13 protein-coding genes are annotated in these 13,956 nt (G+C 54.0%); 6 read left to right on the top strand and 7 right to left on the bottom strand.

Features of this window, described 5'->3' with window-relative positions; all coding sequences use genetic code 11:
* Positions 1–138 precede the first annotated feature (138 nt).
* Together KIS77_02070 and KIS77_02065 are read left to right on the top strand one after the other, a co-directional pair.
* Entirely contained in the window at positions 139–888 is a 750-nt protein-coding gene (locus tag KIS77_02070) for an HAD hydrolase-like protein (protein MCW5921101.1), read from the top strand.
* A gap of 21 nt (positions 889–909) precedes the next feature.
* Positions 910–2,019, top strand: coding sequence for a DNA replication/repair protein RecF (locus tag KIS77_02065; protein ID MCW5921100.1), 1,110 nt, complete (start codon positions 910–912; stop codon positions 2,017–2,019).
* A gap of 49 nt (positions 2,020–2,068) precedes the next feature.
* Here KIS77_02065 and KIS77_02060 read toward each other — a convergent pair whose 3' ends face one another.
* A complete protein-coding gene (locus KIS77_02060; protein MCW5921099.1) occupies positions 2,069–2,419 on the bottom strand; it encodes a DUF1573 domain-containing protein in 351 nt (116 codons plus the stop codon).
* A 131-nt stretch (positions 2,420–2,550) separates the two neighbouring features.
* On the opposite strand from KIS77_02060, the gene KIS77_02055 reads away from it, so the two are divergent.
* Positions 2,551–3,285, top strand: coding sequence for a DUF2807 domain-containing protein (locus KIS77_02055; protein MCW5921098.1), 735 nt, complete (start codon positions 2,551–2,553; stop codon positions 3,283–3,285).
* Positions 3,286–3,663: 378 nt separating this feature from the next.
* On the opposite strand, the gene KIS77_02050 is transcribed toward KIS77_02055, so the two are convergent.
* From KIS77_02050 to raiA, 4 genes are all read right to left on the bottom strand, one after another.
* Complete coding sequence (locus KIS77_02050; protein MCW5921097.1) at positions 3,664–4,212, bottom strand: hypothetical protein; 549 nt, start codon at positions 4,210–4,212, stop codon at positions 3,664–3,666.
* Between the two features lie 58 nt (positions 4,213–4,270).
* Positions 4,271–6,667, bottom strand: a complete 2,397-nt coding sequence (locus KIS77_02045) for a TonB-dependent receptor (protein MCW5921096.1) — start codon at positions 6,665–6,667, stop codon at positions 4,271–4,273.
* A gap of 175 nt (positions 6,668–6,842) precedes the next feature.
* On the bottom strand, positions 6,843–7,205 hold the full coding sequence (locus KIS77_02040; protein ID MCW5921095.1) for a hypothetical protein: 363 nt from the start codon (positions 7,203–7,205) through the stop codon (positions 6,843–6,845).
* Between the two features lie 170 nt (positions 7,206–7,375).
* Positions 7,376–7,699 (bottom strand): ribosome-associated translation inhibitor RaiA, encoded by a 324-nt coding sequence (gene raiA, locus KIS77_02035; GenBank protein ID MCW5921094.1) that lies wholly within the window; start codon positions 7,697–7,699, stop codon positions 7,376–7,378.
* A gap of 619 nt (positions 7,700–8,318) precedes the next feature.
* Here raiA and KIS77_02030 point away from each other — a divergent pair.
* Positions 8,319–9,776: an aldehyde dehydrogenase family protein gene (locus tag KIS77_02030; protein MCW5921093.1), complete on the top strand. Its 1,458-nt coding sequence runs from the start codon at positions 8,319–8,321 to the stop codon at positions 9,774–9,776.
* A 168-nt stretch (positions 9,777–9,944) separates the two neighbouring features.
* On the opposite strand, the gene KIS77_02025 is transcribed toward KIS77_02030, so the two are convergent.
* Positions 9,945–12,047, bottom strand: a complete 2,103-nt coding sequence (locus KIS77_02025; protein ID MCW5921092.1) for a SurA N-terminal domain-containing protein — start codon at positions 12,045–12,047, stop codon at positions 9,945–9,947.
* Between the two features lie 210 nt (positions 12,048–12,257).
* On the opposite strand from KIS77_02025, the gene KIS77_02020 reads away from it, so the two are divergent.
* Together KIS77_02020 and KIS77_02015 are read left to right on the top strand one after the other, a co-directional pair.
* Positions 12,258–13,076 (top strand): hypothetical protein, encoded by an 819-nt coding sequence (locus KIS77_02020; protein MCW5921091.1) that lies wholly within the window; start codon positions 12,258–12,260, stop codon positions 13,074–13,076.
* 175 nt (positions 13,077–13,251) lie between these two features.
* Positions 13,252–13,737, top strand: coding sequence for a hypothetical protein (locus KIS77_02015; protein ID MCW5921090.1), 486 nt, complete (start codon positions 13,252–13,254; stop codon positions 13,735–13,737).
* A 32-nt stretch (positions 13,738–13,769) separates the two neighbouring features.
* Here the strand turns inward: KIS77_02015 and KIS77_02010 are convergent, their stop codons facing one another.
* Positions 13,770–13,925, bottom strand: a complete 156-nt coding sequence (locus tag KIS77_02010; protein ID MCW5921089.1) for a hypothetical protein — start codon at positions 13,923–13,925, stop codon at positions 13,770–13,772.
* Positions 13,926–13,956 lie beyond the last annotated feature (31 nt).

Raw genomic sequence — 13,956 nt, 5'->3', positions numbered from 1 at the left:
AGTAACGATAATTTAAAACCCGACCCGACAAGGTTTTTTTAAGGTAAATTATGAGTAAAACAAGCGTAACCCAAGTGCCGGAAAACTTAATCTGGCCTTTATGCAGCGCCCGCTACCTTCGCCCAAAAAGCAAACAAGATGAACCATCCCCCTATCCGCCTCGTCATGTTCGATATGGCTGGCACCACCGTCCGCGACAACAACGAAGTGTTCCACTGCTTTGTCGAGGCCTGCCGGACACTGGGCATAGAGGCCGCCGACAAACGGCTCAACGCACTGATGGGCGTGTCGAAACTCGAAGTGTTCCACTTGCTTTGGCGCGAGCAATTAGGCGACGCAACAGATGCCGCCGTCATCGCAAAAAAAGCTGCGCACTCGTTCGAGGTGTTCCGCGATATTTTGGAAAACCACTACCGCACACACCCCGTAGAGCCGACCGAAGGCGCGTTGGAAGCATTCGATTGGCTGCGCGAGCGCGACATCTTAATCGCGCTCAACACGGGCTTCTATCGCACCGTGACGAACATCATACTTAACAAACTGGGTTGGCTGGCAGGGTTGAATGCCGACTATGTGGGGAGCGTTGGCACCATCATCAATTTCTCGGTCGCGAGCGATGAGGTGCCGCAAGGCCGCCCCGCCCCTTTCATGATTCAAAAAGCAATGTCCGCGTTCGGCATAAGCGACCCAAAGCAAGTGGTCAAAGTAGGCGACACCCCTGTTGATTTGGAGGAAGGCCGTCAGGCAGGCTGCCTGCTTTCGCTGGCAGTGACGAACGGCACGCACACCCGGGCGGAATTGGAACGGCTGGACAACGACGGCTTGCTCAACTCCCTTTCCGATTTGCCCGTTTTTTTGAAAAAACATGGGCAGATGGTTTTGACCTGAGTTCGGCTACCTTTGCCCCTCGTGCATCTTTCCCGACTCAAACTCACCAACTTTAAAAACTACGAAAGTCAAACGTTCGACCTTTCGCCCCGCCTCAATTGCTTCACTGGCCTCAACGGGATGGGAAAGACCAACGTCCTCGACGCGGTGCATTTTCTTTGTTTGTGCAAAAGCCATACGGGGCTGAACGACAAACACTTGGTACGGCATGGTGCCGCGTTTTTCCGCTTAGAGGGCAGATTCGCCCAACCACAGGGGAACGACGCAAGCCAATCCGACATCGTCGCTAAATATCCTGTCGGCCAACGCAAGGAAATCGAGCGCAACGGTGTGTCCTTCACCCGCTTGACCGACTACATCGGCCTCTTCCCCGTGGTGATGATTGCACCCGACGACGTGACGCTGGTGCAAGATGGCAGCGAAGACCGGCGGCGATTCCTCGACGCCACACTCTCGCAGATTTCCCCCAACTATTTGCAAAATTTGCTGACCTACAATGCCCTGCTCAAACAACGCAACGCGCTCCTGAAAAAATTTTTTGAGGAAAAAACCTTCGATGCCTCCCTGCTCGAAAGCATTGACCGGCAAATGCCCGCCCCAGCCCAAATGTTGCACGAGCAACGCAGCCACTTCATCGCCACCTTCCAACCCCTGTTTAAGGACTTTTATGCCGCCATATCCGCCGACCGCGAACAGGTGGACGCCCGCTACGAGAGCGACATGACCGAACGCGACTTGAACACTTTGTTCCGCTCGCATTTGGACAAAGACCGTCTGCTCCAACGCAGCACCGTCGGGCCGCACCGCGACGACTTGGCGCTCTTCATGGACGGGCAGCCCGTGAAAAGATTTGCCTCGCAAGGCCAACTCAAATCCTTCCTGTTGGCGCTCCGGCTGGCACAGTACGAAGTGCTGCGCCGCGAAAAAGGGTTTGCGCCCATCCTTTTGCTCGACGACATTTTTGACAAACTCGACGAAAGGCGCGTCCGCCAATTGGTGGGCCTGCTGATTGAACGCGAGTTCGGCCAAATTTTCATCACCGATACGCAGCGCAGCCGCGTGGAGGCCATCGTGTCCTCTTTCACGGGCGATTACAAGATTTTTGAAATCGAGAATGGGGTAGTGGATTGATTCGATTGGTTCGATTGACCGCCGGGTCACGCACAGCGGACGGCCCCTCTCAATTCACCCTTCCCCGTATCCACAGCACTTCCGCTTTTTTTTGCTTGTCAAAAAACACCTTTATTTTTTTGCTGAACGCGCCAGTTTGGTAAGCATCGTATTCTACGGCTATTTCACCAACGGCACCGGGCGCGATGGGAGCCTCTGTGTAGCGTGCAGCGGTGCATCCGCAGGTGGTACGCACGGTTTGCAACACGATGGTGTCGGTGGCGGTATTTTTGAATTTGAAAACAAAAGTCGCGGGTCGAGCACGCCGAAGTTCGCCAAAGTCGTGGTCTTGTTCGGTAAGCCAAGCGACGACCGGCGTGGGAGCCGACAACATTTGCAGGCACAGCAGCATCCAAAGCATGAGTGGGAAAGTTGGTAGTCAAAAAATGTAACCTTGTTGTATTAACAGGTGTCGAACCGACGCGCTCGGTCCAGATTGGGGCGCAAAATCTCAAATTTTGGCGATTCATTTCAAAGCAAAATCATTTACCAATGCGCTATTTACTGATTTTCATGCTGTTGGTGGGGCTGTTTATGTTTGGTTCCCGCATTTTTAAGGACTCTCCTTTCGGATTTGGCATCCATGGTGAAGGTCCCTTCAAGACCGAAACTCGCAGTGTGCGTGATTTCCACGCTATCTTCCTAAATGTGGGTGGCGAGGTGGAAGTAAGCGTGGCCGACAATTATTTCGTGGAGGTGCAGGCACAGGAAAACTTGCTGCCCGTGCTGAAAACCGAAGTGGAAGATGGCGTGCTGAGGATTTATTTTAGCGAAAACGTGTCGAACCACAGGGGTTTGAAATTTCGCATCAGCGCGCCCGCTTTCGACCGTTTTTCCATTAGCGGTAGCGGCAAGATAACTGCCACGACCCCCATTCGCTCCGAAAAAATGAAAGCGGAAGTGTCAGGCTCTGGCGACATTGTGCTGCAAGAGGTTGAGTTCGATTCCACCATCGCTTCCATTTCCGGGAGCGGCAGCATACAGTTGGGCGGCAAATCGAACGTGCTGAAAGCGTCCATTGCGGGTAGCGGCGACATAAAAGCCAAGCAACTCACTGCCAACGAACTCAAAGTGGATATAGCAGGCTCTGGCTCGGTCACCTGCGATGTGGCGCAAACGCTCAAGGCCAACATCGCCGGGAGCGGCGATGTGTTCTATTCGGGCCAGCCTACCGTGGATGCCAATGTGAGTGGCTCCGGGTCGGTGAAAAAGATGAGCGAGCAATAAGGTGGCGGAGCTCCCAACGTCGGCTTTATACCTTGATTCAATAGGATTTGTCAGATTTCCCTGATTGATACCCCTGATTTTGAGCAGATTGCGTTTGCGACCACGTCCAAAACTTGACATCGCGAGGCATCCAAACGAAAACCGGGCAGCGTTTTTGCAACAGTGCCCGGTGATACCAAACCAAACTTTTTCTGTTTCAGCACATTCGAGCGTTTATCAGGCTCGAAGTGCGTGTTTGTTTTTTGTCTCGCCAAATACGGCGTAAAATAGATTGCCTGAATTTGCCACAAAGAGAAGCGAAGGCGCAAAGAAATTGTTTGCTGACCCTTTGTGTCTTAGCGACTTTGTGGCAAAATTCAATTTACGGCACACAAGCCCCTACTGAATCCGCACCGGGAAAGTGACATCGAAGTCAACCTCTCCGCCCGGATTGCTAAGGTTGTCCTTGTTGGTGGGCTCGTGGTAAAGAATGACGCGCAGATTGCCGGCACTGGGTTGGTTGGTTTGCCACTTGGTTTTGATGCCCAATGGCTTGCCCTTGCTATCCGTGTCGTCGTAGTTCCAAGTCGCGCTGACGGAAGCATCGGGGATATAGACAATCAGATGCTCGTCGGCCTCTTCCTCTATTTCCTTCGTGATGTCTTCTGCGGGCGTTTTGCTGCGGTCATACACATGGACGCGGCAAGTGATGTTGCCAGTCAAAGGAGGCAGTTCTATGGTCTGCACGGTGGGCGCGTTTCCGCCGGGGCCATCCAAGTCGTTCCACTCGAACTCCCTGTCGAGGCCGGGGCCGATAAAGTGCAACACCACCGTTGTGATGTTCTCCTGTTCGGTGCCTTCGTCATTGTCTTTGCAACCAGCCACGAACAAGCCTGCGAACAACAAGGCCAAAAGAAAAGTGCGAAGTGCGATTTTTTTGTTCAGCATAATTAATGTTTGAATTTTGAAATGATGAATGATGGCGGTTTATCGAGAGAAAGGAATATCACCCGAACAAAAGTTTTGCTCGAATCCCTACGTTCAGCCCCGGCTCATCCGCGTAGAAGCGGAAAAAGTTGAGGTATTCGCGGTAGCGTGTATTTGTGAGGTTATGCACGGTAAGACCCACCTCAAGCGGCATTTTCGCCTCTTTTTTTCTGCCATTGTTGAGGTGAAAGGTGTGTGTCGCGTCGAAACTCAGGACGGTGAATGTGGGAGGCGGCGCTTTCAACAGCCCAGCGGCGGGTATGCGCGACTGCCGGGCAGTGGTGGTGGCCACCAACCGAAGAGAGGTGGCGCCTGCTGTGGACACGTCATCGCTGCGCGACGCGCCAACTGACGATTTCCGATGAATAACCCAACGCAATCCATATTGGAAACGGTCCGTCGGCATCAATGGCAGCCAGTCGTGCTTCTTGTCGCCATTGCTCTCAAACGAATCCGGCACGACGCGTTCCCCGCGCAGCAGCGACACCCTTGATTCCACGAACAGACTTTTCAACACTGGTACCGTGAGGCTGCCATCCAACCCGCGCAGCACCGCGTCGGCCTGCGCATAAAAATAGGCTGGGAAAGCCCCTCTCACGGTGAGCACAAATGTGTTTTGAGGGTCGAGGTAAATGAAATCCCGGATTTGATTGCGGTAGAGCGTCAGCGCGGCCTCCGTTTGTCGGTTGCGGTATTGGAACGTGACATTGGAGTTCCATGCCTTCTCGGTGCGAAGGTCGGGCCGCCCTTCCTCGTAAGTGGCTGCTCCGTGGTGGACACCCCGCGCAAAGAGTTCATTGACGTGTGGCGGCCGCCAAGCATAACCCGTGTGCACGGTGGCCGACAGGTGTTTCCCCAAGTGATAGGTAAGCCCCGCCGTGCCGGACACGTTGGCAAAATGAACCAAGGTGTCAATGTTGGCGAGCGAACCCGAAGTGGTGGCGTTGGTCTGGCGATAATCGTACCGCAGGCCAAATTCTACTTCCCACGGGTCGGGGAAACGCCGCCAACGCTCCAAGAGCCAGACCGAGCCGCCCAGCGCCCGATAGTCGGGTATCAGCCCGCCCCTGCCCACAAGATTGGTTTGCTGGATGCCTTGCACGCCGACGCCGCCCTGCCAGTGGCCAATGGGAAAATGCTCGAGGGCCACATCAAGTGTGTTGGTCCAAAGCCTAAACGAAAGCTGCGGTTTGTCGGCGGCGCTGCCAGTCCTGCGCACCACGTCGTACTCCTCGCGGTTGTTGAACTGAAAAGCATACTGACTCGATATTTTCCATTTTTCGGAAAGGCGGTAGGTGGTGCGGTATTTCGCCAAATAGTGCCGCACCTGCTGATAGGGGCGCTCCACCTCGTAGGCAAACGCATCGCGGTTGTTGAGTGGGACGGGGCTTTCGATGGCCCGCTGCAAATCCGTCAGGTTGCCGACGTGCGCGCTGCGCAGGATGCCGATTTGCTGCGTGAAAATCGAGGTGCCGACATCGTGCGTCCATCGAGCGTTTTTCCAGCCCGCCATGGCGGACAGGTTCAATTCCGCCGCTCCGGTGTTCCCCAAAAAATAGTCCGGTGCGCGAAGATTGCCGCTGCGCTTGGCGGTGCCTTGCAGCCTGAACGTCAGCGATTGGCTCGGCAAATGCCAGTCCACCGCGCCAGAAGCCACGCCCCCCAGCCCGTTGGAAAACCCACCGAGCGACAACCACCCTCCCGCGCCTGCCGCTGCTCGCAAAGGAGCCGGCTCCAACACCACCGCCCCAGCCATGGCGCCCACACCATAGCGCACTCCTGCCGCTCCCTTCACTACGGTGATTTTGTTGGCCGTGAATGGGTCAATTTCTGGGGCGTGCTCACTGCCCCACTGCTGGCCTTCGAGCGCCACGCCGTTGTTCACGATGGCGATGCGATTCGAGTGCAGCCCCTGAATGACGGGCTTGGCAATGGTGTGTCCGGTGTTCAGGGTGGTCACGCCGGGTAGTCGTTTGAGCGTTTCGCCCAAGTTGACCCCTTTCGATGCCTCCAAATCGAGCCTATCCACTTGGCTCTCTGCTTGGATGTTGGGCAACACCAGCGCCTTTTCATGGATGACGACCTCATTCAGAATAGCATCGTGGACAAGTCGAAATTCCATGACCGTATTTTCCGTGAGGCGCACCACCTGTGTGAAATGGGCACATTCGATGTGGCTGATTTCGACGGTATAGGGCGTTTTTTCGCAGAGGTTTGGGATGGCGAACCAACCGTTTTCGTCGGTGATGGCCCCCTTGCCGATTTCTTTGACAAAGACGCTTGCGTATGCCAACGCCTCTTTCGTGTCAGCATCGGTGACGTGACCACGCAGGGCAATGTGGCAGTCTTGGCCGACCATAGCCCCGGCGAAGTGCAGCAGGAAATAGCCAACAATGGTGGCTCTGCCGTTCAGCATGATAAAAACTGTTGAAAATGTGGAACGATGTGCCCACTCGATGCCACCGTCGCAGCAGCTCGCCCTATGCGGAAAGGGCTGCGTGGTACATGATTGCGACGTCATGCGCTCTTCCCAAAATCAGAGAAGCGCAGGCGACAAATGAAATGGGCGACAGAAAGAAAAACAGTGGGACTTAGGCGGAAGGCGGCCCTCGGCGCAGCGTGATGTCGCAGGCTATTTTCGATAAAGCGGGGGCATGGTAGAGAGATGCCCGCTGCGAGTCTGGGAGTTTGGCAATGGCGGCCGGAAAGGCCGCGATTGAAATCAGTTCAGGCACCGACAGCACAAACGCGCAAAGCGAGCAGTCGTCGGGGTTGTACCGTTCGTCGTGCAGGTGCAATCCGCTGTGGCTGTACGCGGCCTCGCATACTGGGTGAGCGGCATGGTCGTGGTCGTGCAAGAGCAAGTTGTGCACGGATTTCAGCGAGCAGGTAGTCGCAAAAATCAGGGTCAATGCCCAAGCGCCGATTTGCCGATATGAATAGTTGAATCGCACGTCAGAAACGGATATGGCTGCGAAAGTAAGGCAAAACCAAGAGAAGTGGATTGTTTTTGTGGAACAATTGCGTTCTTTTTACAAAAAACGAAGCCCGGACGTGGGAGACCGGGCTTCCAGCCTTGTTTTGCGGCTGTGTATGAGCGGAACGCGATTCCGCAGAGAAAAGTCTATTTTTCGATGGGGCGTCCGTAATCGCTTATTTTTTCTTTGTGGCGCACCAACTGTCGTTTGAGGGTGTCCACCGAAGCGTTTATGGCGGATTCAAAGGTTTTGCTCGTTTTTTTGTCCATTACCCAACCGCCCGGCACGTGGAGTTTCACCTCCGTTATCTTGTCTTGCACTCGGCCCCCATTGTCTTGCAATTTCAAATGAACTTCTGCCTCTACGTTGCTGCGGTCGAAATAGCGATTCAAACGGCTGATTTTTTTCTCAATGTAAGTCAACAATTTCTGGTCAGCGTGGAAATGCACGGATTTGATTCTGATGTTCATCATATACGCACTTACTTTTAAAAGGTGAATGAATTTGGATTAAGGCTTGCAATCGGAATGGATAAAGTTTGGCGGCGTTCGGCCATCAGGACAAATTATCCGCACTTCCCTATCCCCTTCCTTTTTTTATATGAAAAAACGCGGCAACGGGCTGGATGACGTTGAATGACGTTCTCGAAAATAATCGGCTCAGCCGATTTTAGCGTATCGTATGCCCAACATCCGTTGCCGCGGGAATGCCAAATGAACTGATAACGTTACGAGAAAGAACGAATGTTTATTTTTTCAACACCCAATGTTAGCTGTTTTCCGATTATCCACACAAATTTTTTTTGAAAAAAATTTCATCATTTCGTCGAAAAAATTTCTTTTCTCCCGCGAATACGGTGTTTGGCAAAATTTGTTTCACCCAAACACCTCTTCTGCCAAAGATACCGTGTGGATTGTTTGAGCAGAAAACGGTGGGTTGCATAGAGGTAACGGCGGAGCGTATATGTTTGTTCTCACCATGGCACGCCCATTTTTCCGTTTTCGGCAGCGCGCACAAATTCTTCCTCGAACTCCGGTTTTTGTTCGATATTTACCCAAATTTGCCACGTCGTTCTCACATTTAAAAACCATGTCCGAACCCTCGTCTACCCCACCCCATTCTATCCTGCAAGAAGCCGAGATGCGGCGCGTATTCGATTTGCAGCAACAACATCAGTATGTGGTGGCGCGAACATCGGCCCGCCAGCGCACCGCCAAACTTCGCCGCCTCCACGACACCATGCTCCGCTTTCGGCGAGAAATTGAAGCAGCCGTGTGGCAGGATTTGCGCAAAAGCCCAACGGATACCAACATTTCCGAGGTGGGCGTGGTGAATAGCGAAATACGCCACGCTATCCGGCACCTTCGCTCTTGGACCACGCCCAAACGGGTCGGCACACCTTTGGTGTTGCTGGGCACTTCTTCCAAAATCGTGTATGAGCCGAAAGGCGTTTGCTTGGTGCTTTCGCCTTGGAACTTTCCTTTCAACCTGACGCTCTCTCCCATTGTGTCGGCGGTGGCTGCGGGCAACTGCGTCGTGGTGAAGCCTTCCGAATACACGCCCGCCAGCACCGCCGTGATGCGAGACATCTTGGCGGCGTGTTTCCCGCCAGAAGAGGTGGCCCTGTTCGAGGGTGGCGCGGAAGTGGCACAGGCGCTGCTTCGATTGCCGTTCAACCACGTCTTTTTCACCGGAAGCCCGGTGGTGGGCAAAATCGTGATGAGAGAAGCAGCCAATCATTTGGCATCCGTCACGCTCGAACTGGGCGGCAAGAACCCCACCATCGTGGACGAAACCGCCGACATTGACAAGGCTGCTGACAAAATTGCGTGGCTCAAGGGCATGAACGCTGGGCAGTCGTGCATCGCCCCCGATTATGTGTTGGCACACGAAAACATTCACGACCGCTTGGTGGAAACCGTCACAGCAAAACTCAAACAGTTTTACGGCGACACGGCGGAGGCAAGGCAGGCATCTCCCGATTTGTGCCGCATCGTGCACGAACGACATTTTGCAAGGCTAAAGACGCTGCTCGACGACGCGCTTCAACACGGCGCCCACGTTGCTTTTGGAGGAAAAACGGATGCTGCCACGCGCTACATCGAACCAACCGTGCTGACCCATGTGCCGGAGGAGGCCGCTATATGGCAAGAGGAGACCTTCGGCCCGATTTTGCTTGTCCGTCCCTATCAAGTACTCGAAGAGACGATAGCCTATATCAATGCTCGCCCGCGCCCGCTGGCCATGTATCTGTGGAGCAGCAGACAGCAGCACATCCAACACATACTGGCGGAAACCCGCAACGGCGATGTGACGATAAATGATTGCGGAGCACATTTCTACAACCCCAACCTGCCATTTGGGGGCATCAACAACAGCGGCATTGGCAAAACACACGGCGAGTTTGGCTTCTTGGAGTTCAGCAACGCCAGAGGCATCTTGCGACAAAACCGGATATTGCCCATCACCAGTTTTTTCATGCCGCCCTATCGGAAACACAACCGCTTGGTGAAATGGATGCTGGAAGGAGTGGTGCGCTGGTTTTGATGAGCAGAGGGTAGCGGATATTTAGCCTGAAAAGCCTTTTTCAAACTTGGCGCTCGTATTGCCTTCGTTGCGGGCCCTTGCCATCTTAATTTTCGCGGTATAAAAAAGTCCCCTTGCTACGGCATACAACCGTTGCAAGGGGATTTTTATTTAGAAACTAAGTTGACGTCAATAGAATCTGCTTCTGAAATCCGCCACCTCGGCCGCCTTTTTCATGGATTCGACAAAACCCATGCGGAAAACTGCTTGCGCCGAAGAGGATGCTTGGCGCTTGAACATGGTCAAGTCGGCGGGCACCTGAATCTGTGGCTTGTCGGTCAGGGGCAACACGACATATACACCGCTATTGCTCGTGATGGGCGGGCTGACCACCCCTTTGTCCAAGGCAAAGGCGGTGCCCACCACGCGGGGGTCGGAGCCGACCTGTATCATGGTGGCACCGCGGGCGGTGTCCACCGGGACGGCCCAAGTAGCCGCTATGGCTGCGAGGTCGCCAGCGGCTTGAAGCATCTTGCCAGTGATGACTTCTGCCTTTTTAAGATTTTTCACCTTTTGGTCGGCTTCCGGGATAGCCTTCAGAGTAGCCACGCTGGCGGGGCCTTTCGGTGTGATGCTTTTGAGGGCTGCCACCACATAGCGGCTGTCGAAATAGCCGCCCGATTGGTCGCGGAAAGAGAAAACCTCTTGGGCTACGGAGTTGACCTTTGTTTTTTTGTCGAAGGCCCAGCGAACGATTTCGCGGGCATCGTCGCCGCTGCCCAACACCCCTACCATGAAGTCGGTTGCGTTCATGGTGCCGCTGGTGAGCACTTGCAGGTTTTGCTCGCCAGCTTGCGCCGTGAGGTCGTCGAGGTTTTTGGCTGATAGCACCAATGCCTGCGCCTTGTCCTTCATGGCCTGTTGGGTGCTTTTGCTCGGCTCTATTTTTTGGCTTAGGAACACAGCCCTCAGCCCTGTTTCGTTTTTGTCAAACTTTCTGTCCGTCACGCGCACAATTTGCAACACTTGCGGATTTTCGAGGCGATAGTTTTTGCCCGGTTCTGCTTGGTAGAAAATCAAATTGGCCAAGTCATTGCCTTCGGCGGTGCGGCCTATCCAGCCGAGGTCGCCCCCTTCGGTAGCACTCTTGGTGTCTTGGCTGAATTGGGAGGCCAGCGAGTCGAAGCGAGCCTTGCCTGTGTTCAGGAGGTCGAGCAGGCTATCAATGCGTACCGCGTTCTCCGGGGTGTTTTGCAAGGCGATGTGGCTCACGCGCACGGAATCCGGCACCACTTTGCGGTCAATAATTTTAGCGATGTTCCAAGCGCCGCCGTCGAGGTAGGGGCCGAAGATGGTGCCGAGCGGGAGTTTCATCAGCGAATCGCCCATGGTTGGCGAGAGTTCGCTTTTCGTTTTATATGCCGGGCTGTAGGTTCCGTTGTTGGAGAGCACGAACACGGAATCGTTGTCGGTGTTGCGAAGCCCGTCCAGGAGTTTTGCCACACCGTCGTAGGCCAAGGAGCTGTCGTTGGCGGTCGGCACCACATCAATGGGGACATACATGATGACGCGGGTTTCCTCCAATTGGGTGTAGAGTTTGGGGTTGTCTTTCAAAAAAGCCTTGTAATCTGCGTCGGTTACGGGCGCTTCCGTGTCGCTCACCTTGTCGAAAGGAATGCGCAGGTAGGCAAAATCGCGGCGCTCGTTGCTTTCGCGGAAAGTCACCTCCGCCAACCATTTGGGGGTGTAAAGCCCCTTGTTAATCATTGCCATGACCTTGTCCTCCAACCTGTCGGCGATGACTTCCTTTTCCTGTTCGGCCCAAGAAGCCACAAAGCGGGGGTCTGCTTGGCCGAGTTGGCCTGCATCAATGGCGCTTTTGACCTGATTGAGATAATTGAAGTCGGGCAGTCCTTCGGGGGTGCGGTAGCGCGAGGTGATGATGGGGCTGAGGTTGTCGCCAAATTGGAGGTCGCGCAGTTCCTCGCGGTCCACGCCAAGCCCCAAGGCTTCGGCCTCTTGGGAAAAAAGAGCGTTTTTCACGAAGTATTCCCACGATTGCTGCCTAGCCTGATAGGGATTGTCTGCGTTGGTGTATATCAAGCTCTGATAGGTTTCGAGTTCGCTGCGCTTGATTTCTTTGCCGTTCACTTTGCCGAGTGTGTTGATGTCGCCTGCGGAGTAGTTGCTGGCGTTCTGCACAATGTCCATGAGGACAAATCCGCCCAGCGCCATTGCCAGCAAGACGATGAGTATCCAGCCGTTTTTACGGATTGTTCCGATTAAAGCCATTTTACCTTAATTGTTTGAAAATCAAAATTTTAAACAGAAAACGAGGTCGTTTTGAAAAAAGCAGGTGCAAAGGTAAAGTTTCGAGATGGAAAAAAGGAAGAATTTTAAAAACTTAGGTAGAAGTCAGAGGGCAGAGGGTGAGGCGGTCTGGGAGGGCGGGCCGTCCAGACCCTTCGGGATGTTCGTTCGATTTTTGGAACGCGACAAGTTGTGGTTCACATAGGGGTGGCTTTCAGCGGCTCACGGGGTGCCGCTTTCGCTTGGACAAACTCCAACCCCGCCATCGGCCTGCCTGCAAGCGGCTCTGGGTCGCTCATCGCCTTCACGGCCCCCAACCTTCCCGCCACGCAGACGGCCACCGTCACCGTCACCCCCACGCGCGGCGCCTGCACCGGCGAGCCGGTCACCTTCCAAATCACCGTGCAAAAATGCTGCGCCACCGACGCAGGAACCCTCGACACCGCTGCCATCGCCGTATGCGGGCCAAAAATCGTGGCGCTCGCGCTGCCCGGAAACCACCATCTGGAGCCGAACGACACGATTCGGTTCATCCTTTTTTCAAACCCAAACAACCCCCTCGGCAGCATCGTGCAATATTCCGACACCCTGAAATTCCCTTTCCTGCCCGGCACGATGCACTTCGACAGCATCTATTACGTCGCCGTCATCGCAAGGCCACTGCTGCCCAACGACAGCATCAACGCCGCCGCCGCCTGTTTTTCGATGTTCAAGGGGCCGAAAATAACGTGGCGCCAAAAGCCGAGCATCACCGTCGCTTCGCCGCCGGAGGCGGTGTGCCGCGACGGCTGCGCGGAGGTGTTGTTCGATTTTACGGGCACTCCGCCTTTCGAGTTTACATGGCTCATCGTGCAGAACGGCCAGATTCTCCTGTCCAAAAACGAGACTTCACCTGCTTTTCAAATGCTCGTCACCCTCTGCACCGCCGATTTCGCCATCCCCCCGACGGGCGGGAGCATTGATTTTCAGGTCAATTTCTTCCAGGATAAGTTTTGCGGGTGCGGGGACTGAGGGGGGGGCAAAATGTTAGTGTAAGATTTTAAAACCGTCGTATGTTTTAACAAAATAATCTTGGACGCCTTAAATATTTTGATTTATTTTTGTATCGCAAATCGGGCTGATGTTGCGCTGTCGGCGCCCAGACAACAAAAGCCTAATCCTTTCACTTTTTTCATCCCGCTTTTTTATGAAAAAGAACCGATTTCTCCTTCTTTTTTTCCTGCTCCTCGCCGCCAATGCAGCAGTTTACTTCCCCTCCTGCCAGCGCGAGGCCGACCAACCCCAAATAAAACCCCTGAGTGACAAACCCGTGGGCGAGCGGGCCTGCCTCGACGACACCGGCTGTTCGTTCGTTATGACCGCTGCTACCAATGGCACTGTAGAGCTATGTGGTGACATTATCAACAACACAGGCTCTTGCAGCAATGGCTGCAACACCCTCAGCAGCGACTTTTTTCTTAGCGTATCGCTTACGGCCAATGTGCCTTACACATTTTGTGTACTCCAAGGTGGCTCTGTGTGCATCCGTAACCCCTCGACGGCATTGCAAGCCATCGATGTGGCGGTACAAGTTGCTGGCACCACCCCCATCAATGTGAATATCCCTGTGGGCGAAAGCCATTGTTTCCATCCCGCTCAAAGCTGTAGTGCAACAAACGACGGATGCAAGTAACAGTGATTTTATGATTATGCCGACTCGCTGTTTTAGCCTGAACGGCATTCGGCTATTTTGACATTGACGATATTGGTAGCCATGCCTCCGGGCACGGCTGTCAATGTCGTTTTCAATTGGGTCGAGACTATGAATTTAAGTGTGTATATCTGCATATTTTCGTTTTTCATCACTTGGGATGTACTCATAGCACAATGTCCCCCGCTCGGTTCGATGGTA

This window comes from Saprospiraceae bacterium (assembly GCA_026129545.1).
Classification (GTDB): Bacteria; Bacteroidota; Bacteroidia; order Chitinophagales; family Saprospiraceae; genus M3007.
Note: the sequence above shows the minus strand (reverse complement) of the source record. Positions and strands in the feature narration are given on the sequence as shown.

Coding starts and splice junctions, on each gene's coding strand:
- KIS77_02070 (MCW5921101.1), top strand. CDS start 139: ATGAACCATCCCCCTATCCGCCTCGTCATGTTCGATATGGCTGGCACC.
- KIS77_02060 (MCW5921099.1), bottom strand. CDS start 2,419: ATGCTTTGGATGCTGCTGTGCCTGCAAATGTTGTCGGCTCCCACGCCG.
- KIS77_02055 (MCW5921098.1), top strand. CDS start 2,551: ATGCGCTATTTACTGATTTTCATGCTGTTGGTGGGGCTGTTTATGTTT.
- KIS77_02050 (MCW5921097.1), bottom strand. CDS start 4,212: ATGCTGAACAAAAAAATCGCACTTCGCACTTTTCTTTTGGCCTTGTTG.
- KIS77_02045 (MCW5921096.1), bottom strand. CDS start 6,667: ATGCTGAACGGCAGAGCCACCATTGTTGGCTATTTCCTGCTGCACTTC.
- raiA (MCW5921094.1), bottom strand. CDS start 7,699: ATGAACATCAGAATCAAATCCGTGCATTTCCACGCTGACCAGAAATTG.
- KIS77_02030 (MCW5921093.1), top strand. CDS start 8,319: ATGTCCGAACCCTCGTCTACCCCACCCCATTCTATCCTGCAAGAAGCC.
- KIS77_02025 (MCW5921092.1), bottom strand. CDS start 12,047: ATGGCTTTAATCGGAACAATCCGTAAAAACGGCTGGATACTCATCGTC.
- KIS77_02015 (MCW5921090.1), top strand. CDS start 13,252: ATGAAAAAGAACCGATTTCTCCTTCTTTTTTTCCTGCTCCTCGCCGCC.
- KIS77_02010 (MCW5921089.1), bottom strand. CDS start 13,925: ATGAGTACATCCCAAGTGATGAAAAACGAAAATATGCAGATATACACA.